The 20,172-nt window shown below is 35.6% G+C and carries 18 protein-coding genes; 5 read left to right on the forward strand and 13 right to left on the reverse strand.

Features of this window, described 5'->3' with window-relative positions:
* Nucleotides 1–138 precede the first annotated feature (138 nt).
* Nucleotides 139–444 carry an FtsB family cell division protein gene (locus QUH73_RS03150; protein WP_289529027.1) on the forward strand — a complete coding sequence of 102 codons (306 nt, stop codon included), beginning with the start codon at nucleotides 139–141 and terminating at the stop codon, nucleotides 442–444.
* Between the two features lie 32 nt (nucleotides 445–476).
* Here the strand turns inward: QUH73_RS03150 and QUH73_RS03155 are convergent, their stop codons facing one another.
* Nucleotides 477–1,748, reverse strand: a complete 1,272-nt coding sequence (locus QUH73_RS03155; RefSeq protein ID WP_289529028.1) for a glycosyltransferase family 2 protein — start codon at nucleotides 1,746–1,748, stop codon at nucleotides 477–479.
* A 217-nt stretch (nucleotides 1,749–1,965) separates the two neighbouring features.
* Nucleotides 1,966–2,556 carry an OmpH family outer membrane protein gene (locus tag QUH73_RS03160; RefSeq protein ID WP_289529029.1) on the reverse strand — a complete coding sequence of 197 codons (591 nt, stop codon included), beginning with the start codon at nucleotides 2,554–2,556 and terminating at the stop codon, nucleotides 1,966–1,968.
* 326 nt (nucleotides 2,557–2,882) lie between these two features.
* Here QUH73_RS03160 and QUH73_RS03165 point away from each other — a divergent pair, with 326 nt between their 5' ends.
* Complete coding sequence (locus QUH73_RS03165) at nucleotides 2,883–3,794, forward strand: proline dehydrogenase family protein (RefSeq protein WP_289529030.1); 912 nt, start codon at nucleotides 2,883–2,885, stop codon at nucleotides 3,792–3,794.
* A gap of 52 nt (nucleotides 3,795–3,846) precedes the next feature.
* On the opposite strand, the gene QUH73_RS03170 is transcribed toward QUH73_RS03165, so the two are convergent.
* The 4 genes from QUH73_RS03170 to QUH73_RS03185 form a co-directional block, all read right to left on the reverse strand.
* Nucleotides 3,847–4,560, reverse strand: coding sequence for a hypothetical protein (locus QUH73_RS03170; protein WP_289529031.1), 714 nt, complete (start codon nucleotides 4,558–4,560; stop codon nucleotides 3,847–3,849).
* 18 nt (nucleotides 4,561–4,578) lie between these two features.
* Nucleotides 4,579–5,151 (reverse strand): nitroreductase family protein, encoded by a 573-nt coding sequence (locus QUH73_RS03175; protein ID WP_289529032.1) that lies wholly within the window; start codon nucleotides 5,149–5,151, stop codon nucleotides 4,579–4,581.
* Nucleotides 5,152–5,484: 333 nt separating this feature from the next.
* On the reverse strand, nucleotides 5,485–6,069 hold the full coding sequence (locus tag QUH73_RS03180) for a superoxide dismutase (protein WP_289529033.1): 585 nt from the start codon (nucleotides 6,067–6,069) through the stop codon (nucleotides 5,485–5,487).
* A 132-nt stretch (nucleotides 6,070–6,201) separates the two neighbouring features.
* Nucleotides 6,202–6,804, reverse strand: a complete 603-nt coding sequence (locus QUH73_RS03185) for a superoxide dismutase (protein WP_289529034.1) — start codon at nucleotides 6,802–6,804, stop codon at nucleotides 6,202–6,204.
* 189 nt (nucleotides 6,805–6,993) lie between these two features.
* On the opposite strand from QUH73_RS03185, the gene QUH73_RS03190 reads away from it, so the two are divergent.
* Complete coding sequence (locus QUH73_RS03190; RefSeq protein ID WP_289529035.1) at nucleotides 6,994–8,295, forward strand: MATE family efflux transporter; 1,302 nt, start codon at nucleotides 6,994–6,996, stop codon at nucleotides 8,293–8,295.
* Here QUH73_RS03190 and QUH73_RS03195 read toward each other — a convergent pair.
* Nucleotides 8,288–8,977: a hypothetical protein gene (locus QUH73_RS03195; protein ID WP_289529036.1), complete on the reverse strand. Its 690-nt coding sequence runs from the start codon at nucleotides 8,975–8,977 to the stop codon at nucleotides 8,288–8,290. The genes QUH73_RS03190 and QUH73_RS03195 overlap by 8 nt on opposite strands.
* Before the next feature lie 111 nt (nucleotides 8,978–9,088).
* Between QUH73_RS03195 and folE the strand changes: the two genes are divergently transcribed.
* The gene (gene folE / locus QUH73_RS03200) at nucleotides 9,089–9,718 is read left to right on the forward strand and encodes a GTP cyclohydrolase I FolE (RefSeq protein ID WP_289529037.1); all 630 of its coding nucleotides are present in this window, start codon (nucleotides 9,089–9,091) and stop codon (nucleotides 9,716–9,718) included.
* A gap of 180 nt (nucleotides 9,719–9,898) precedes the next feature.
* Complete coding sequence (fabD, locus tag QUH73_RS03205; protein ID WP_289529038.1) at nucleotides 9,899–10,789, forward strand: ACP S-malonyltransferase; 891 nt, start codon at nucleotides 9,899–9,901, stop codon at nucleotides 10,787–10,789.
* Nucleotides 10,790–10,842: 53 nt separating this feature from the next.
* On the opposite strand, the gene QUH73_RS03210 is transcribed toward fabD, so the two are convergent.
* The 6 genes from QUH73_RS03210 to QUH73_RS03235 all read right to left on the reverse strand — a co-directional run bounded on the left by QUH73_RS03210 (nucleotide 10,843) and on the right by QUH73_RS03235 (nucleotide 20,158).
* Nucleotides 10,843–13,818: a PEP/pyruvate-binding domain-containing protein gene (locus tag QUH73_RS03210; RefSeq protein WP_289529039.1), complete on the reverse strand. Its 2,976-nt coding sequence runs from the start codon at nucleotides 13,816–13,818 to the stop codon at nucleotides 10,843–10,845.
* Nucleotides 13,819–14,192: 374 nt separating this feature from the next.
* Nucleotides 14,193–15,233 carry a 2-oxoacid:ferredoxin oxidoreductase subunit beta gene (locus QUH73_RS03215; protein WP_289529040.1) on the reverse strand — a complete coding sequence of 347 codons (1,041 nt, stop codon included), beginning with the start codon at nucleotides 15,231–15,233 and terminating at the stop codon, nucleotides 14,193–14,195.
* Between the two features lie 2 nt (nucleotides 15,234–15,235).
* A complete protein-coding gene (locus QUH73_RS03220; RefSeq protein WP_289529041.1) occupies nucleotides 15,236–17,080 on the reverse strand; it encodes a 2-oxoacid:acceptor oxidoreductase subunit alpha in 1,845 nt (614 codons plus the stop codon).
* Nucleotides 17,081–17,476: 396 nt separating this feature from the next.
* Nucleotides 17,477–17,947, reverse strand: coding sequence for a lipid-binding protein (locus QUH73_RS03225; protein WP_289529042.1), 471 nt, complete (start codon nucleotides 17,945–17,947; stop codon nucleotides 17,477–17,479).
* A gap of 22 nt (nucleotides 17,948–17,969) precedes the next feature.
* A complete protein-coding gene (locus tag QUH73_RS03230; protein WP_289529043.1) occupies nucleotides 17,970–18,671 on the reverse strand; it encodes a BT_2262 family domain-containing protein in 702 nt (233 codons plus the stop codon).
* A gap of 11 nt (nucleotides 18,672–18,682) precedes the next feature.
* Complete coding sequence (locus QUH73_RS03235; protein WP_289529044.1) at nucleotides 18,683–20,158, reverse strand: SusD/RagB family nutrient-binding outer membrane lipoprotein; 1,476 nt, start codon at nucleotides 20,156–20,158, stop codon at nucleotides 18,683–18,685.
* Nucleotides 20,159–20,172: the final 14 nt, after the last annotated feature.

Here is a 20,172-nt window from a genome sequence, read left to right on the forward strand (position 1 = left end):
AACGACCGGAGTTCCCTTCGGTCGTTTTTCATTTAGTGAAGGTTCAACAAATCAATCTATTTACTCTTCGACATTTAGCCCCACCGACTTTCAGACTTTCACATATTCTTTGTAATTTAGCATGCAAATAGAAACAAAATGAATCAGAAAAAAGCTCAACTAATAATTCTTAGAATTGTGCGTAACAAATACGTAATCACTTTTCTGGTATTTTATTTTTGGCTTTTCTTTTTCGACCAACACTCCATTTGGGAACGAAGAGGAAATGAAAATACTATTGAATCTCTTGAAAAAGAAAAAGCTTACTTTATTGAGAAAATTGAAACCGACAAGAATCGGATTCACGAGCTGAAAACCAATCGGAAAAATCTTGAAAAATTCGCTCGCGAACAATATTTAATGAAGAAAAAAGGCGAAGATATATTTATAATGATAGAAGAATAATGGAAAAGACGTTGCAAGCAACGTCTTTTCTATTATTCATGATTTTTTTCGTATTCTCTGTAAATCTCCAACAACTCTTTAGCAGAATAAATCCCTTTGGTTTCGATACCAAGATCAAGTAGTAACTGTTTAGCACAAACAACAATGCTCTCCTCATCAATAAATTGCTCGTGAACATTATTCAGATATTTCAATACTTTAAAAGCATTAAAAGCCCCAAAAAATTTCTTCCGAAATGATTCAACACTGGAACAGTTTCGGTTTATTTCCTCCAATGCTTCAAAGAAATTATCCTCTTTTAGATAGGAACGTACAGGACCGGGAAGATCAACAATCAATCTATTTAAATAAGTATCGTAATCAACACCAAAAAAATCATCAGCACGATCGAAGAACTTTTTCACATCCTTAAAAGCAGAGTAATTGTAGGTTTTGTAATCGATAATTCCCTCTTCCATAAAGGTGGAAATTGCTTTACCTGTTCCAAATGGAACCCGATCTGATTCTCTTGGTGAAGGAATAACTCTGGTGGTTTTAATTTCATAAAACTTACCCAGAGCAATAATTTTCTGCAAAAAATAAAAATCTTCACCTGCTTGCCGGCGATTCATTCCACCCTGCATGATATAAGCATTCGCCGTAACTGCAAAGCTGGAACCTACCGTGTGAAAGGCGTGCGGATGACCAGCATACCGCATGGCCAACATGTAATACCGCAGGTAAAGTTCGTACTGAGCAATGGCATCGTAAATTGGCTGATCGAATTCTGTTCCCTCCAAAGGATGCTCATAAAATATGTTAGCTCCATTCGCCTTTGGATGCTTTTTGAACATCTTCTCAATCTCAACAAAATAGTTGGAATCGCATCTGGAATCGGCATCAAAACCAGTAATAATTCCATTTGGTTTGTCAATTTTATTGAAACGACTCACGGCCTCATCCATGGCAATTTTTCGCGCCAAACCAACTCCTGCAAATTTCTTTGGTAAATTGGGCTGATGAATCAGGTAGAATTTCAACTTCTCATCCTGATGATCAACCATCCAGTTCGTTGCATCAGCAATGGTTTTTTCGTTTTGCGCAAGTATTTCATCGCCGGCCAACTCTCCTGAATTCACCATTACGATTACTTCTGCACTGCAATCCGGACGTTCACAATTCCACAAAGCTTCTAAAGCCGGAAGTAAATCCGGTTCATTAAAACACGGAATAGTTACAATGATATTTAGTTGTTCCGAAGCTATATCTTTAATATAATCGGGATACAGACGTTGTTTTTTCAGATATTTATCAGCGAAAGCCATATTCTTATTTCAGATTTGAGATCTGAGCATTTAGATTTGAGACTTCTCCCTTCACTTTTAATGTCCATACCTCAATAAATAATAATTTTAAATTCAAGTATTCTCTTTTAATCTATAATCTCATTTCTGACATCTCAGATCTAAAAAAACAAAGATATAAAAAAGGGCAGATAGCTTGCGTAGCTAATCTGCCCTTAAAATATTTTGTTGTTGAAATTTACTTAGCTGCAGGTGTGTATCTACCGTTTAAACCAGAAATGATTTCCGCTGTTATATCTAATCCATCCTGAGAAAGAAGAACATTTCCTCCTTTTGTTGTACTTAAAATTAAGCTGTAATTATGAGCAGCATTGTATTCTTTCAAATAGTTAGTAACACTATCAAATAATCTTTTGCTGTTTGCTTGCTGCTCGCCCATTAACTGGTTTGAAAGCTCACGATCCAATTGCTGTAAATTCTGTTGTTTTCCGATCAATACACGCTGAGCTTCTTCAGCTCTCTCGCGACTTAGAAATCCTCCATTTTGAACTTTACGTTGAAATTCACCTGCTTCTTTCTCTAATTTCTGAGCCTTGAAGTTAAAATCGGTTCTTGAATCTTCCTGCTTTTTAAGAAATTTCTCATTCAAATCACGGGAAAAATTATAATTGGTTAACAATGAATCGGTGTTAATATAAACAACTGCACCTTCACCTGCCACTGATTGCACCTTTTTAGAATCTGCTGACGAATTAGAAAAATGAAGTACATAAAGAATACCAACTGCTACAATTAGTACCGCATTTAAAACAATAGATAAATTTTTCATAGGTATTTTAAGATTTAATTATTCAAGACTATTTTCCTGAGCGATTGAAATTATTGAATCAAAATAAAGATTTCATCCTTATGGAACATCTGAAACATCAATGCCATCGTCAGTAATATTATTATTTTTTTGATTTTGCCTAACAAATATAAGCTTAAAAAGGAGACTAAAAAATACTGCGACATCAATTTTACCATTCGGTATCCCTTTCTACACTCAAAGTGTAGGAAATATTAATTGCTGATAAACATCATTCTTTTATTTTGGAATACTATTTACATTGACCCCATAAATAAACCCTAATAAACAATTTAAAACCCATCTCAATGTTGAATAAATTAATAGCAGCTACCCTGCCATATATGCCTAAAAAGCTAGTTTGGATCTTTTCTAAAAGATACATTGCCGGCGAAACCATCGAAGAAGCCATTAATGCTTCAAAAGAACTGAATAAAGAAGGTATTAAAGTTACTGTAGACCTTTTGGGTGAATTTATCGAAGATTTAAGTCAGGCAACTGAAAACAAAGAGGCTTACCTTAATATCATTGAGGCTTTTCAGGAAAATAAAATTGACGGCAACTATTCGGTAAAACCAACCTTTTTTGGTTTGCTGATTGATGAAGAGGTTTGTTATCAAAACATCCGTACTGTTGTGGCTAAAGCCTCAGAATATGGCAACTTTGTTCGTGTAGATATGGAAGATTCTCTTTGTGTGGATAAAGAAATTAAACTTTTCAGAAGATTAAAAGCTGAATTCCCAAACAATGTTGGTTTAGTAATTCAAGCTTATCTAAAAAGAACTTTAGATGATTTAAGTAATATGATGGACATGCAAAACGGCAGTTCGAAATTGAACTATCGTCTTTGCAAAGGAATTTATGTGGAGCCAGCAGAAATAGCCTACAAAAAGTATGAAAAGGTAAATGAAAACTTTATTAAAGGGTTGGAATTCATGTTCCAAAACGATGTTTATCCTGGAATTGCTACCCACGATAAAAATGTAGTTGAACCAGCTTTTGAATTAATAGAAAAATACAATGTTCCTAAGGACAAATACGAATTCCAAATGCTTTATGGAGTTACTCCTGAACTTAGAAAAATGATTACAGACAAAGGCCACTCCATGAGGGTTTACGTTCCTTTCGGAAAAGATTGGTTCGGATATTCTACCAGAAGATTGAAGGAAAATCCTAAAATGGCTATGTTAATTATAAAAGCTTTATTTAACAGAGGGTAGTAATTCTCTGAGTTTTGGCAATAAAAAAGCGGTGAAATATCACCGCTTTTTTTTATTCTTTTTTCTTGACACTATACTTATACATTTGCTTTAAGGTCGTTATCTCCTTATCTGTTATTAAGTTATCTGAAATCTTCAATTCTCTTTTTCTCTTCATCCGCCGCACCTCAGGCAAAGTACGTGTTGTACTAATTCCTACCATCATATCAGGAGGTACCATTACATGGTGCTCATTCATAATAACATGATGCTTTACTAACATGTCCGTATTCGCCTTCGCATCCATTTTTTCCGGTTGCTTGGTAAGGGCTTCGTAAGTCGCAGAATTGATATTGTTTTTAGCCCTAACATATTCCGGAGTATTTACCTTTGCATTGATAAAAGCTTCTCTAAAATCACCAAATCGAGGCAAAATAAGAACTTCTTGCAGAGCGATTGTATCCTTTGCCATAAAAACACCAAACAAATATGCATTCTGTTTTAAACTATCACTCACAATAATCTTTACATCATGATACCCAACATAGGTATATTGAATGGTATCACCGGAGTTCACCCAAAACGAAAACCGTCCAAAAGAATTGGTAGTTCCTGCTCTTTTATCATTTACCCGAAAATGAGAATAAGGCAAAGCTGATAATTCTTCCTGATCCATTACAGCACCGGTAAAAAAGATAGAATCAGTTCTAACCTTCTGTGCACTTACATCTTCTATTATTAGCAGAAACAGAAGCACTAACAAACAACTAACAAATGTTTTTTTCATCTCTAAAAATTTTACTTACTATAGATTTCCTATTATCAGATCCTCTAATTTTCGCTTTGGAACATGATGAACCTGATTTTCGTCCCGCCAATATTTTATATCTTCATTCTTCATCTCATCAATAACAACCACCTCCTTAGGTTTTCCTAAAGCAACTACTTGTATTATTTTATAATTCGAAGGAATTTGTAAAATCTCCCGTAATTCCTTTTCCTTAAAGGCACGAAGAATACAACCTCCAAAACCCATCTCTACAGCTCCAAGCAATAAGTTCTGAACTGCAATTCCATCATCGCTAAAATAGTTCTTTCCTAACTCTTCATCATTTAGCATGATAACATAGGCTGCTGGTCTTTCTCCTTCTACCGGTCCAACCCAATCGGATAAATAACCAGCCCAAGCTAAAGTTTCAAACACCTTTTGTCTTTTCGTCTTACTCAAAATGATTTGATATTTAAGTGTTTGTCCATTACGACCGGAAGCACCCAAACGAGCCAAATCAATCCATTGCTGAATATTTTCTAAAGATATTTGCTCTTCCTCATAAAATCTTCGGTAGCTTCTGTTTCGTAAAATAAGTTCTTTTAACATTTGACAATTGTAATTATGATCAGTTGTTTTTTATTACTCAATTAATAACTTCCCTATTCCTTAAATTAAGGGAATTTTCCTTATCGATCAAGGAAAATACATATCATTTTATGATTTAAACTATTACTCAAAACTACATAATTTTTAGAACAAAATTCATTTCGCAGGCAACTACCTAATAATGAAAAGAAAGTAAGTTTTTCTTGAAGATTTTTGCAAATACTTGTTTGAAGCATTGCAGACATAATATTCGACTGACAAGTCAAATTACTGCAATAGAAAAGCGGTGACAACTACTCCGTAAATCACCGCTTTTAAAATTGTTTAATTTCTTTACAATTTATTATATCGTTTTTCAATCACTTCCCAATTTACTAAATTCCAGAAGTTCTCAATGTATTTCGGTCGTGCATTTTGTGTATCCAAATAATAAGCGTGCTCCCAAACATCCATTGTTAATATTGGGGTCATTCCATCTGTAATGGGGTTACCTGCATTGTTTTTCTTCATAATTCTAAGCTTATTATGAGAATCTGCAACCAACCACACCCAACCCGAGCCAAACAAAGTTGCTCCAGCTTTCGAAAATTCTTCTTTAAATGCAGCAAACGATCCAAATATCTCAATAATGGCATTAGCAAGTCCACCTTTAGGTTCTCCACCTCCATTTGGACTTAAAGCCATAAAGTAAAAGGTGTGATTGTAAACCTGCGCTCCATTATTGAAAATTCCACCTTCGGAATGCCGAACAATTTCTTCCAAACCAGCTTTCTCAAAAGCAGTTCCTTTAATTAAATTGTTCAAATTGGTAACGTAGGCCTGATGATGCTTTCCGTAATGAAACTCTAATGTTTTTTGACTAATTGAAGGTTCAAGTTCATTTAAAGCATAAGGCAATTCGGGCAGTTCGTGTATCATAATTTCGTTTTTTTGATTTACCATACAATTTCACAATAATTCTTCACAAAACCAATAATTAACAATATTTAAACTAAAAGACCGGCTTTCAAAAGAAAGCCGGTCCCAAAATCAAAAAAACAATAAACAAAACTAATCCTGAAAGCGTTTAGCCACTTCCTCCCAATTAACTACATTCCAGAATTCCGAAATGTAATCAGGTCGTTTATTCTGAAACTTCAGATAATATGCGTGTTCCCAAACATCCAATCCTAAAATCGGAGTTCCTTTTACTTCTGCTACATCCATTAATGGATTATCCTGATTTGGTGTTGAACTCACAACAAGTTTGCCATTTGGCTGCTTCACCAACCAAGCCCAACCCGAACCAAAACGGGTAGCCGCAGCTTTGGAAAATTCTTCCTTAAATGAATCAAATGATCCAAAATCTTTTTCAATTGCTACTAATAATGAACCTGAAGGTTTTCCTCCTCCCTTAGGAGACATTACCTGCCAAAATAAATCGTGGTTAAAAAAACCACCTCCATTATTTCTAACAGCAACTGATTGCTTTGAAATGTTCGCTAATATATTCTCTATACTTTGCTCTTCGATATCTGTTCCTGAAACCGCAACATTCAAGTTATTTGTATATCCTGCATGATGTTTCGAATGATGGATCTCCATTGTCCGGGCATCAATATGTGGCTCAAGAGCATCGTAAGCATATGGTAACTTTGGTAATTCAAATGCCATATTTTGTATTTATTTTAATTGTAATTACTATCTATTTTTCTAACACTAAAACAAAGCTAATTTTTATCTGGATTAGATCCAAATAAATTAAAGACTTTTTTGTCTTTTTATTTTCAACACTCATCAAAGCCTGTCAGATAAAAGATTTTTACTTACTTTCGTGCCTTACAATATTCTTAATATCAACTCGTGAACAAACGAATTCTAAAAATAGCGCTTCCAAATATTGTTAGTAATATTACCATTCCTCTGCTTGGCATTGTTGATCTGGCCTTAATGGGACATTTGGGAAAAGTCGATTTCATAGGTGCAATAGCCCTTGGTGGAACCATATTTAATTTTCTTTATTGGGGATTTGCTTTTTTACGAATGGGAACTTCAGGAATTACGGCGCAAGCATATGGTGCAAGAAATCTAAGTGAAACCATTCTATCCTTATCGAGAGCTCTTCTTGTAGCATTACTGGGCAGTATTTTCATATTAATTCTCCAAAAACCAATTGCCGATTTAAGTTTTTATGTAATTGACTCGGAGGAATCGGTTGAAACAATCGCAAAATCGTACTATTACGTTAGAGTTTGGGCCGCTCCGGCAACTATTGGCTTGTACGCATTAACCGGATGGTTTATTGGAATGCAGAATTCTAAAATTCCAATGGTGATTGCCATTATCAGTAATATTATCAATATTGCTTTGTCGTCATTCTTCGTTTACGGAATGAATTTAGATGCTCGAGGAGTTGCATTAGGAACTGTTATTGCCCAATATTGCGGTTTATTTCTGGCTTTGTTTTTCATTTTCCGTTTTTACCGTCGGCTGTTTCATTACTGGAGCATTCAAGGAATGATGAAAATTAAAGAATTGAAAAACTTCATTGCCATTAATAAGGACATTTTCATTCGAACACTCTGCATTATATTCGTTTTCACATTTTTTACAACAGAATCGGCGAGTGCCAACAAGAACATATTGGCAGTAAATTCACTACTGCTTCAATTTTTATTCATCTTTTCCTACTTTATGGATGGCTTTGCCTTTGCCGCTGAGGCATTAGTTGGAAAATTTATTGGGGCTAAAAATCGAACCGGATTGAAAAGTGTAATTCGTCTGCTTTTTATTTGGGGAATTGGAATCAGCCTGGCATTCACCCTTTTTTATGCTGCAAGCGGCAATTGGATATTATCTGTATTAACCAATAATAAGTCGACAATTTTAGAGGCTCAAGCCTACATAAAATGGATTGTATTATTACCAATACTTAGCTTCGGATCTTTTCTGCTCGATGGAATTTTTATTGGTGCCACGGCCTCCAAGTATATGAGAAAAACGATGATGGCCTCAACTCTATTTGTATTTATACCTTGTTACTATTTTCTGAGTGAAACTTTTCAAAATCATGGATTATGGATTGCCATGCTTGGATTTATGCTGGCTCGAGGAGTATTTCAAACATTCTATTACAAAAAGGCAATACTTCTCAAATTTAATTAATACTCAACACCTCGGCTAAAGTCACCTGCAAAGCTTCAGTTAATTTTAAAACTTCATCTTCCTCTATTTTATATTTTTCACTTGCATTTTCAAGACGATCAACCACGTAAAAAAGCTGAATTAATTTCACTTTCTCTTCCAAACAAACATACAAAACACTGGCGCCATCCCGACTAATTACATCGGGCTGATTTTTTTGATACATACTGGATATTGAAAACAAATTATTTGGTATTGAATTACAACTGATACCACTTACTTTTCGGTATTCAATATGAAATTCAGGCAACAACAGGTTGTTTTCAAGAATTTCATTTGTAAACGGGTATTCATTCTTATTCAGTATCCCCAAATCAAATACAGAAGAAAACGTCTCATCGGTTTCAAAACCAAAATCGCCAAAGTAATCATCAATTAAATTGATTACGATGCCAGATTCAAGTTGATCTTTTAATGAAAAACACCTTTCCAAATGAATTACAACATCATATTTCTTGAAATTTAAAGCTTTGCACAAATAGTAGGAGGTAACACTCCCTCCCGTACCCGAAATAAGTATATCCAAGTCTTTATCCTGATACTTAAAACGAGCATAGTTTTTTCCTAAATTTTCAACCAAAACCAGTTGACTAATAAAATTTTGCATGGCCGAAAATGCGCCAGCAATTATCAAAATCTCCATTGATGCAAGAACTTAGCCTAAACAAAAGCTTCGAAAAGTTTGTTATATAGGTGAAATTTATACTTATTTTGCAAGTCAAAATTGCGACTTAAATTAAAACACTAAATACAGATGGAATTTTCAACCAACGGAGGCAATAATAAAGGTTTTACAAAAATAGAAAAATACAATCAGGATACTACTGAACAGCTAATGTTTCACTATAAAAAAGTACTTGAGTTATTAGGCGAAGATGCCGAACGTGAAGGTCTTTTAAAAACACCCTTACGGGTTGCCAAAGCAATGCAGTTTTTAACGCAGGGATATCACAGCAATCCTGAGGATATATTAAGATCGGCTATGTTTCAGGAAGACTATCGCCAAATGGTAATTGTTAAGGACATTGAAGTTTATTCAATGTGTGAGCATCATATGCTGCCATTTGTAGGCAGAGCACATGTTGCTTACATTCCCAACGGTACCATTACCGGACTGAGTAAAATTGCCCGGGTTGTTGATGCTTTTGCCCGCCGTTTGCAGGTTCAGGAACGTTTAACCACTCAAATTAAAGACTGCATACAAAATACGCTGAACCCACTAGGAGTAGCTGTAGTTATTGAAGCTCAGCACATGTGCATGTCGATGCGGGGAGTTCAAAAACAAAACGCAATTACAACGACCTCTGATTTTACCGGTGCTTTTGAAAAAGTAGCTACAAGAGAAGAGTTTATTCGTTTAATTGCAAACAAATCAAACTACTAATTAGTTAATTATTCTTACGTATCGAAGAATTACCAATTTACATTGTACTTATGAAAATTGCACATTGTAAATTGAATAGATATCTTTGTGCCCGGAATATTTTAAATCTTACCATGATAATCAATTCATTGCTATAAAAAAAAACACGAATGAATTGAAATTTATTAATTGAAGAAGAATATGAAAGCATATGTATTTCCAGGGCAAGGAGCCCAATTTGTTGGTATGGGCAAAGACCTGTACGAAAATTCAGACCTTGCTAAAGAGCTTTTTGAAAAAGCCAACGATATTTTAGGTTTTCGAATTACTGACCTAATGTTTGAGGGTACTGACGAAGATTTAAGACAAACAAATGTTACACAACCAGCAATTTTCCTGCACTCAGTAATCTTAGCCAAAACTCTTGGCGATGATTTTAAACCAGAAATGGTAGCAGGTCACTCTTTAGGAGAATTTTCGGCATTGGTTGCTAACGGATCATTGTCTTTCGAAGATGGTCTTAAATTGGTTTCTCAACGTGCTTCAGCAATGCAAAAAGCTTGCGAAATTGAGCCTTCGACTATGGCTGCAATTATTGGATTAGATGATGAAACTGTAGTGAAAATATGTGAGGAAATTAACGAAATTGTAGTTCCTGCTAATTTCAACTGCCCAGGTCAATTGGTTATTTCGGGCAGCATGAAAGGGATCGAAATTGCTTGTGAAAAATTATTGGAAGCTGGTGCTAAAAGAGCTCTTCCTTTAAAAGTTGGTGGTGCATTTCACTCTCCATTAATGGAGCCTGCACGTGTCGAGTTGGAAGAAGCTATTGAGAACACAACTTTCTCAATTCCAATTTGTCCTGTATATCAAAACGTGAATGCCTTGCCAATATCCAATCCTGATGAGATCAAGAAAAATTTGGTTTCGCAGCTAACTGCTCCGGTACGTTTTACACAAACCATGGTTAATATGATTGCTGATGGTGCAACATTATTCACCGAAATTGGTCCTGGAAAAGTAATTCAAGGATTGGTGAAAAAAGTTGACCGAAAAATGGAAACCGCAGGAGTAGATTCATTTCAAGGATAAAAATTACAACTGATAAAAAAAGCCGTTTCAAAACTTATTGAAACGGCTTTTTGCTATTTATAACTTATAACACTGGTTTGTTTTTTACCATCCATTAAAATATCCAACGGTTCTTTAAACCGAACATGTTTAAAATAATGAATCTGCTCTTCGAGTTTTTGCTTGTCTAGAATTTCAGTATTCACAAAACTTTGTTCAGTGTTGCTTCTTACCGAGAAATATCCAACATTCATAGAAGTTACATTGTGAAAGAAATGAGACCCCAGGGAAGCATCTAAAGGAAAATCGTCCAAACCTTGCTCTACAATTACCTTTGCATTGGATATTTGAGACCAAAGTACAGGGATACCGGTGAACTTATCTCTTGTTCCCCAACGTCCAGGACCAATCAACACATATTGACGATCCTGCTCTCTCATTTTCTGGTTCAATTTCTCAATTTCAAGAGCCATTTTTTCAGTTTTGGTCCGATCAAATTTTTCAATATCCATGTAAATTACATCACGAACATGGTCTATTTTTCCGTTACCCATACCTTTACTTGCCAATAGCACAAGCTTATCCTTATCAACCTTAGTCATATCAATATCAATACTCATCTCCTGACGAATCAGAGGTTTAATCTGCAGGAGCTGGAAAGTAGGCAAGTCATTTTTCCCTTTTGAAAGATCAACGGCAAACTCAATTTCAACAGGAGCTCCCATCGCCTGCTTAAAAATATTCAGAAGCACACTCAATGCATGCGCAACAGGGACTTGATTGTATTTCAGAATATTTGCAAAGTTTACAACCCGTGGCCCCCGCAAATTCAAATCCGGTTCCAATCTATCGTTCTGGTAATCGTAAACTGAAGCACAATGTAATAGATTCCCATCCTTTTCAGCATCTGCAAGTTCATATTTTATCGTAACAGCATCTTCACCGTCCTTTAAAAGATTAACATCATCTTTTTCCATATTGATCGCATAAAAATACTTCTGCGAATCTTTCATCTGATCTTCAATTGATGCCAATTGCAATTTAGGGTGTTCCGGGCAAAAACGATGTGTTTTTTCCCCTCCCACAACATATTTACCCAGTCCAATAGCAATAACCGCAAAACCATCCTCTGGTTTCATGTAAGAAAAAGGATAATAGTTGTATGATTGTGCAACACCACTGATATTTGGATAATATCTTCCATTGGATTCCTGCCCTACCACTTCCTGAATAATAACAGCCATTTTCTCCTCTTCAATTTTATAATCAACCGCACTAAAATAGGATTGAGCTTCGGGTGAAAAAATAGAAGCATAAATAAGCTTGATTGCGGTTACCAATTGACGAAACCGCTCCCCTATATCCGGATGATTATTAGGAAGCAAATAAGTCGCATAAACACCTGCAAATGGCTGCATTAAAGAATCTTCGAACAGACCGGATGAACGCACAGCCAACGGACAAGTCATTTCTTCAAGATAATCCAGAAGTCTTTCCCGTAATTTATCAGACAACTCACCTTTCGCAAATAAATCACGTACCTTTTTATAGTTTTTATCCAGATAAATCTTATTGTAAAGATTATTCTTCTCAATAAAGTTATCGTATTCATCAACACCAATAACAGCAGTTTTAGGAATCGATATATTAATATCCTTAATTAATTTCGCAAAGTAAATATTCTCTATAAAATTACTCAGGAAAGCCAAACCACGTCCTTTACCTCCTAGAGAACCACGTCCCAAACGAACCACGTAATGATTCGAATTAACAATATTAGGTCTGAATTTAATAATCCTGCCCCGTAACTGTTTTATGCGAGAGGCTTCAAATACATCCAAACAAAATTTGCGTAAATCTTTTACCGATTTAAAATCCTCAATCTGATATCTTCTTAACTTTTTAGCAATATTAATTTCACCCCTGGCCATTAACCACGTCGAAATTCCATTTCTTTTTGAATGAAAAAGAAGTGATTCATCTGGGACATATTTCAATTTTTCTTCAAACTCTTCCATGGACTTCGCTATTGCAACCTTAGTTCCACTTTGATTTCTAAACACAAAATCACCAAAGCCCAGTTTAGTATAGATGAAGTTATAGATATCCAAAGCCAAAGTATCACTGTTCTTGTTAATAAAATCAGCTTCGACCTGCATTGCACGAATTGCATTATCGGTATCATGCGATTGCATTAAACATGGAATTTTCATGTTTTTTTCCTGAACGTATTTGATCAGATCTACACCCGAATCATCATCCAATTTCCCATCCCGGGCAAAACGAACATCAGAAATTACACAAAGCAAGTTTTCCAAATAATTATCAATAACTTCAACTGCATCTTCATAAGTACTCACCAAAATGACTTTAGGTCTGGCCCGCATTTTCAAAATCTTATGCATTTCATCAATATCACCTTCATCCGATATCACTTTTTGGGTTTGAGTCATTACTGATGTATACAACAATGGCAGATATCTGGAATAATACTTTACGGAATCTTCAACTAACAAAATGACTCTTACATCTCCACTTTTTGTATCGGGTTCCAGATTCATTCTATCCTCAATATACTTGGTCATGGCCATAAAAATTTTGGTGGAGCCATTCCAAACAAAAACCCGATCAATATTATTCTTTATCTTATCTGCAGCTCTGTCAAAATAAGCCAGATCGCTATTGTTATTTACCAAAACCAGAACAGGAATCTCGGGCTGAACCCTTTTAATTTCCTGACTTAATTCCAAAGGGGATTGCTTATCCAAACCGGCCATTAAGATGACAACATCGTAATTTCTGTTTTTTAAGGCTTCCAAGGCTTCATCATTAGTGGCTACACTCGTAAAACGTGGTGCCGCATATAAATTTAATTGTAGATATTCCCCAACAATTTTATCCGAAAACTGGCCTTCTCTTACAATCGTATAAGCATCGTAATAAGTCGCGATAAGAAGAATTTCTTTCACTTTAAAAGGCATCAATTCCTGAAAAATATCTCTATCACTCTTTTTCCGTTTGTATATTTTGGAAATCGAAACTTCTTCCATGTCAATTGCTATTTATGTTTTTTGTTGTCTTGTTTTCACAATAGTTCGTTGCAGTTTTGTATGCGTTTGATCTTTGTTATCTTTTACATACAGAGCATTATTGGTTCTAAATATTAAAAATAAGCGTCTTGTAAATCAAACTAGTTACTAAAATATAACGAGCCATTAATTCAGGAATACAAAATAATATAATTTTCCGGTTTGAGTTCTACCTTTCCCCAACAAGTACTGATTTCATTTAAAATCATTAAATGAAAAAAAATATCTTTTTGTATTTCATTATTTCCTAAAAAAATACCGAAAATAATAAAAAACAAAGAGGAAACTCATGGTTTCCTCTTTTATGTATTGATAAATTAAATATTCCAGTCTACTTATTTAACTTCCCAGGTATCACCGCTATTCAGCAGATCATCCATACACTTAATTGACGATACTGCTTGCACATCTTTAATTTGCTGCACCAATTTTTCTTCATAAGAAAGTGCTGCAACATCTCTAATTACACCAAGTGCAACAGGATACTCCGGAGCTGACATATTTGACAATAACCAAGCCATATGAGGATCTGGATTGTGGGCATCGTGAATTAAAATATCCTGTTCCGAAATTCCGAATTCACCAATTGTAACAATAATTAGTTTACCATTACCTCCCAAAACTAATCCCTTGTTTCTATTCTTTCCGAAAATCATCCTCTCTCCGTGATGCAAAACCAACTGAAAATCATCCTTTGTTTCCTTATCGGTAATCAAAGCATGTGCTCCATCATTATAAATCACACAATTTTGAAGAACTTCAATAATAGATGTTCCTTTGTGTTTTGATCCGGCTAAAATCAATTCCGTAGTCAGTTTTATATTGGTATCAATAGATCTGGCATAAAACTTCGATTGAGCTCCCAAAGCTAATTCTGCAGGATGAAATGGTTGTTCGATTGTTCCAAATGGAGAGGTCTTGGTGACCATTCCCTGCTTCGAAGTTGGTGAGTATTGACCCTTTGTAAGACCATAAATCTCATTATTAAAAAGAAGAATTGTCATGTCAATATTTCGACGAATAGCATGGATAAAATGGTTCCCTCCAATTGCCAAAGCATCTCCATCTCCTGAAACTTGTATTATTTCAAGATCCGGATTCGCTGATTTCACACCCGAAGCAATCGCGGCAGCTCTTCCATGAATTGTATGAAAACCATAAGTATCCATATAATACGGAAAACGAGAAGAACATCCAATACCCGATATAACCGCAAACTTTTCCTTTGGAATGTTCATGGCTGCCATTGCTTTTTGAACCGAATTCAATACTCCATGATCTCCACACCCGGGACACCATCTAACTTCCTGATCACTTTTAAAATCTTTTGGAGTTAATTTCACAGGACTATGTGATTTAAGAATTGTATCTGTCATGATTATTTCTCCTCCAATAATTGGTTAAACCTCTCTTTTAATTCCAACACAGTAAAAGGTAATCCTTGCAACTTATTATATTGATTGAATTTAATATCCTGAAAACCAGCCCTTAAATACTCGGCAAACTGTCCTTCATTCAACTCACACACAATTACCTTTTTATGCCGTTTTAAAACCTCTTTTGTATTCTTTGGCAATGGGAAAATATAATGAAAATGTGCCAAAGCAATACTTTTTCCTTCAGCCTGAAGTTCACGAACCGCTGTTGTTAAGTGACCATAAGTACCACCCCAACCTACAACCAAAACTTCAGCGTCGTCATTTCCCTTTACAGGAACATCAGGAATGAAATTAGCAACCCGTCTAATTCTTTCAGATCGGATATCTGTCATTACCTGATGATTTTCCGGCACATACGACACGGTACCCGTAATATCCATTTTCTCTAGACCTCCAATTCTATGTTCCAAACCTTTTGTGCCGGGAACAGCCCACTTTCTAGCCAGTTTCTCAGTATCTCTGGCATATGGTTGATAGTTATCTCCCTCCTTAGCAAATGGTACTTCTATAGGTGATAGATCGGCCATTTTAGGAATTCGCCACGGTTCAGCTCCATTAGCAATAAAACCATCCGTAAGCAAGATAACCGGGGTCATATGCTCCAAAGCAATTTTACCTGCGCTATAAGCGTATTCAAAACAATTTGAAGGTGTACTTGCCGCAATTACCGGCATAGGACATTCTCCACTGCGTCCATGAATTGCCTGCATTAAATCTGCTTGTTCTGTTTTAGTTGGAAGACCTGTTGATGGTCCCCCACGCTGAACATTTACAATTACCAGAGGTAGTTCTGTCATTACTGCCAAACCTGCAGCTTCTGTTTTAAGAGCCAAGCCCGGTCCCGAGGTTGTTGTTACAGCAAAATTCCCGGCAAAACTGGCACCGATTGATGTACAGATTCCTGCAATCTCATCTTCTGCCTGAAATGTTTTCACACCAAGATCCTTGCGAGCTGCAAGTTCCTGAAAAATCTCGGTTGCCGGTGTAATTGGGTACGATCCGCAGAACAATTCCAAACCCGCTTTTTCTGCAACGGCAATTAATCCCCAGGCTGTAGCTTTATTTCCTGTAATATTACGGTAGATTCCTTTCTTGATCTTAGCCGGAGCCACACTGAAATTATATGGCAAAGCTTCAATTGTTCTTGCAAAATTATAACCAGCCCGCAACACCATCTTGTTGCCCTCAACAACCAATGGATACTTTTTGAATTTCTTCTCAATAAACTCTTCTGTATGTTCCAATGGACGATCGAACATCCAATAAACCATTCCCAGAGTAAACATGTTCTTACTCCTAAGGATACTTTTCTGATCCAGTTCTGTATCCTTCAAACATTCTTTCGTCAGTGAAGTTACTCTTGCTTTAATCAGATTATAATCGGAAAGATTCTCATCATCTAATGGATTAGAATCATAGCCAGCTTTTTCAAGATTCTTATCCGTAAAACTATCTTCATTTACAATGATAGTCCCACTTGGTTTAACCCATTTCAAATTTGCTTTTAATGCTGCCGGATTCATTGCTACCAGTACATCTGCAAAATCGCCGGGGGTATTTACCTCCATCTGCCCGAAATGCAGTTGAAAACCTGATACTCCACCTACCGTTCCCTGTGGAGCCCTAATCTCAGCTGGATAATCAGGAAAAGTAGCAACATCATTCCCAAACAATGCGGAAGTATCCGAAAATTGCGTTCCTGTTAGCTGCATCCCATCTCCGGAATCGCCGGAGAATCTTATGACAACTTCTTCCTTTTCAATGACTTTTGTCTTTTGACTCATGACTATTTTGAATTAAGCTTGAAATTAATTCCGTTATTTTGTTAGTTGATTTTGATTTTTCATCTACCATAACACGATGCTATAATCATGTTATATAGCATGGTAAAGGTAGCGTTTCCCAGTTTTTAGACAAGTAAAGGCAAAAAAAATTACTGACTTTTTGCAAACGTTTGTGTTCTAAAAAGTTACAGCCTACTCACAGTTAAAAACAGGTTTGATTAAGAGTTGATTAAGTCTTAATAAAGGGAAAAAAAGAAGGGAAATGGAAATTTTTGAAGAGAACTATTGAGAGTTGATATTCTTTGCGAAAAAACATCGCAACAAGGAGTGATTTAAAGAGAAAAAGGTGCCTCAAATAATGAGACACCTTTAATACATTTAGTATGCGACTATCTACTAATTATCATCTTCAGTCCATCCAGTATAACGATGACCTGCATATACATATTCATCAGTTCCATCATTTAAAACGAAACGAATACTGTCAGTTACGTTACCATCTTTGGTAGTCGCTTTTCCAAGCATAATCATCCCTTCAGTGACAGTATACAAATCAGATTCACTTAAAACATTAAGAGCAGCTGCAGCTGCAAATGTTAAAGCATCTACATCGCACTTCACCTTAATTCTAATATCATATGAATCATCCCATAAATAAATAGAATCCAACACATTAGAAGCAGTATTGTAAGAATGAACTGTAGTGTAATCTTCAAAAACACCAGCTTTAGTGATTGTAATATCCCACTGCCCAGAAACAGCTACGGTATTCATATCCTGCACATCAACATCAACCTCATCATCGCAAGCGATAAATCCAACTGAAACAGCAACAATCAATAAATATTTTAAAATATTATATTTCATATCTTGTAAATTTTAAAATTTATTATTCAACAACAGGGGTTAAGACGAAATCGCGATCTCCCCAAGTATAACCACCCTGATCTAAAATGTACGAAATGGTACCAGATTCTGGTTCGTAAGAGATTTCACCTACAATAGTAGCAGGTCCCCAAGCGGTATTAATATTTGAAGCGATAAAATTATTGCCACCAACATAAATCAAATAACCACCTGCATCATAAGCATTACCATACTTAGCACGATATTCCTTATAGGTAGAATAGTAACCCGCAAAGAAATCATCCAATATATAAATGCCTTTTTCAACTTGCTTAATTGTGACAGGCCCACCACCTACACCAAACAAAACACCATTATAATCTCCTGCAATTTCAGCACTTTTATAATCTGGGTGATATACAAAAACCATAATTGTTTTAGATTCAGTATAACCATCAGCTGTAGTAGCAGTGATCACTTTTTCGTAAACACCAGGAGTAGATAAATCTATTTCTCCCTCGATAGTCGCGCTTGCTGTAATGTCAGTAGAACCATCCATTACTTTCACATCAGGCACAGTAAAATCATCCCCCAAAGCCACATAGTTAATATCACTGCCATCAACAATAAACACGGGATAATAGACTATACCACTAGCTATATCTTCAGAGTCTTTACTACAACTTGTACCAATAAATACAGCCAGACAAAGAAGTATTAAACTATATAATTTTATCTTTTTCATATTATTAAATATTAATTGTTGTCCCACCATACTTTAATTGTAATATCATTTATCTGCTCAGGTGTATTTGGATTCGAAGAAACTTCAGAATCAGTATAATACAACCTATGAGGGAAACGACCATCGCCTAATTTATTATCCACAGGACTAGTAAATTCACCAGGAACATAAGTAGCATCTTTAGCAGGAACCGGGCTGATTTTAGGATATCCAGTACGGTTATGCTCGAACCAAGCCTCAATATTATTGAAGTGAGCCAAACATACATACTTCTGCATCATGATTTGCTCTAAAGCATCAGTTAAATTGGTTGCAGTAAATTCATAAGAACCACCTGAAGCTAACAAAGCACTAGCTCCATCTAAACCGTGGAGTTCGAAAGAAGCATTTACAGCCTGGTCGTAAACAGATTTAGCTTTAGCATAATCACCAGCTCTAGCATATCCTTCAGCTTGCAACAATAGAACTTCAGATACCAACATAATATAAGATGGATGTGTTTGTTCTATTTTTACAGTCGAAAAATCATCTCTCTTGTCTGCTTTTCTTTCAGCAGCGAGTTTAGAAGAACCAAAATAGTTACCATTATGATTGCCTGTAGTAACCGATGGAAAAAACAAGGTGTTGATTCTAGGATCATTTTTTGTTTGCAAGTAAAGAATAAAGTTGTGCGAAGCTACGTGGTTGATACTATAATCGCCATCACCGCTCAAACGACTTACATTCGTTTCATACCAAGGATTTCTTTTATTTTGTTCTTGACTATAAACCGACGAGTTTAGCCCCACATTTTTAGTAATAAAATTAGGTGTCGTTAGTAATTGATTTACTAAAGCTGTATTTCCAGCACGGGTAGCTATTTTAAGCTTTAATGAATTAGCAAATTGAATCCATGCTTGAAGATCACCTTCAAAGAACAAGTCTTTAGATGTAACTGTTTGTCCTGAAAAATCTTTTGCTAGAGCAACATCTAACTCGGCAATAATACCATTATAAACATCTTCACCTTTATCGTATTTAGGAAAAATAAATTCAGTTCCTTTTAAAGCCTCTGTATATGGAACCTCATCATACAAATCAACTAAAAGTTGAAAATAATAAGCTCGGACTACAGTTGCAGCAAGATAGTTACCCCAATCTCCAGTAGCTTCAGCTTTGTCAAGTACATATTGTAAATCATTTAATCCACCAGAATATGCTTCGTCAAAAAAAGTCTGAAAACTCTCAGTGTCTAGCTTGTAATTTGAAAGATCAAGATATTGACCAGCTTCAGGACTTTGATCCCAATATTGACTAAAAAATCCACCTAAATTAAATAATTGGCCACTCACTTGAGTAGTCAGAGAGGCCTGTGCTGCTGGAAAAACCAGACCAATAGTAGCCTCTGTTGGGTTATTTGGATCATCATTGATATCTAGGCTAGTCTCACAAGCTGTGAAACCTAAACCCAATACAAAAATGAAAATATATAATAATCTATTTTTCATCATAAAATAATTTT

This window comes from Labilibaculum sp. K2S (assembly GCF_030372765.1).
Taxonomy (GTDB): domain Bacteria; phylum Bacteroidota; class Bacteroidia; order Bacteroidales; family Marinifilaceae; genus Labilibaculum.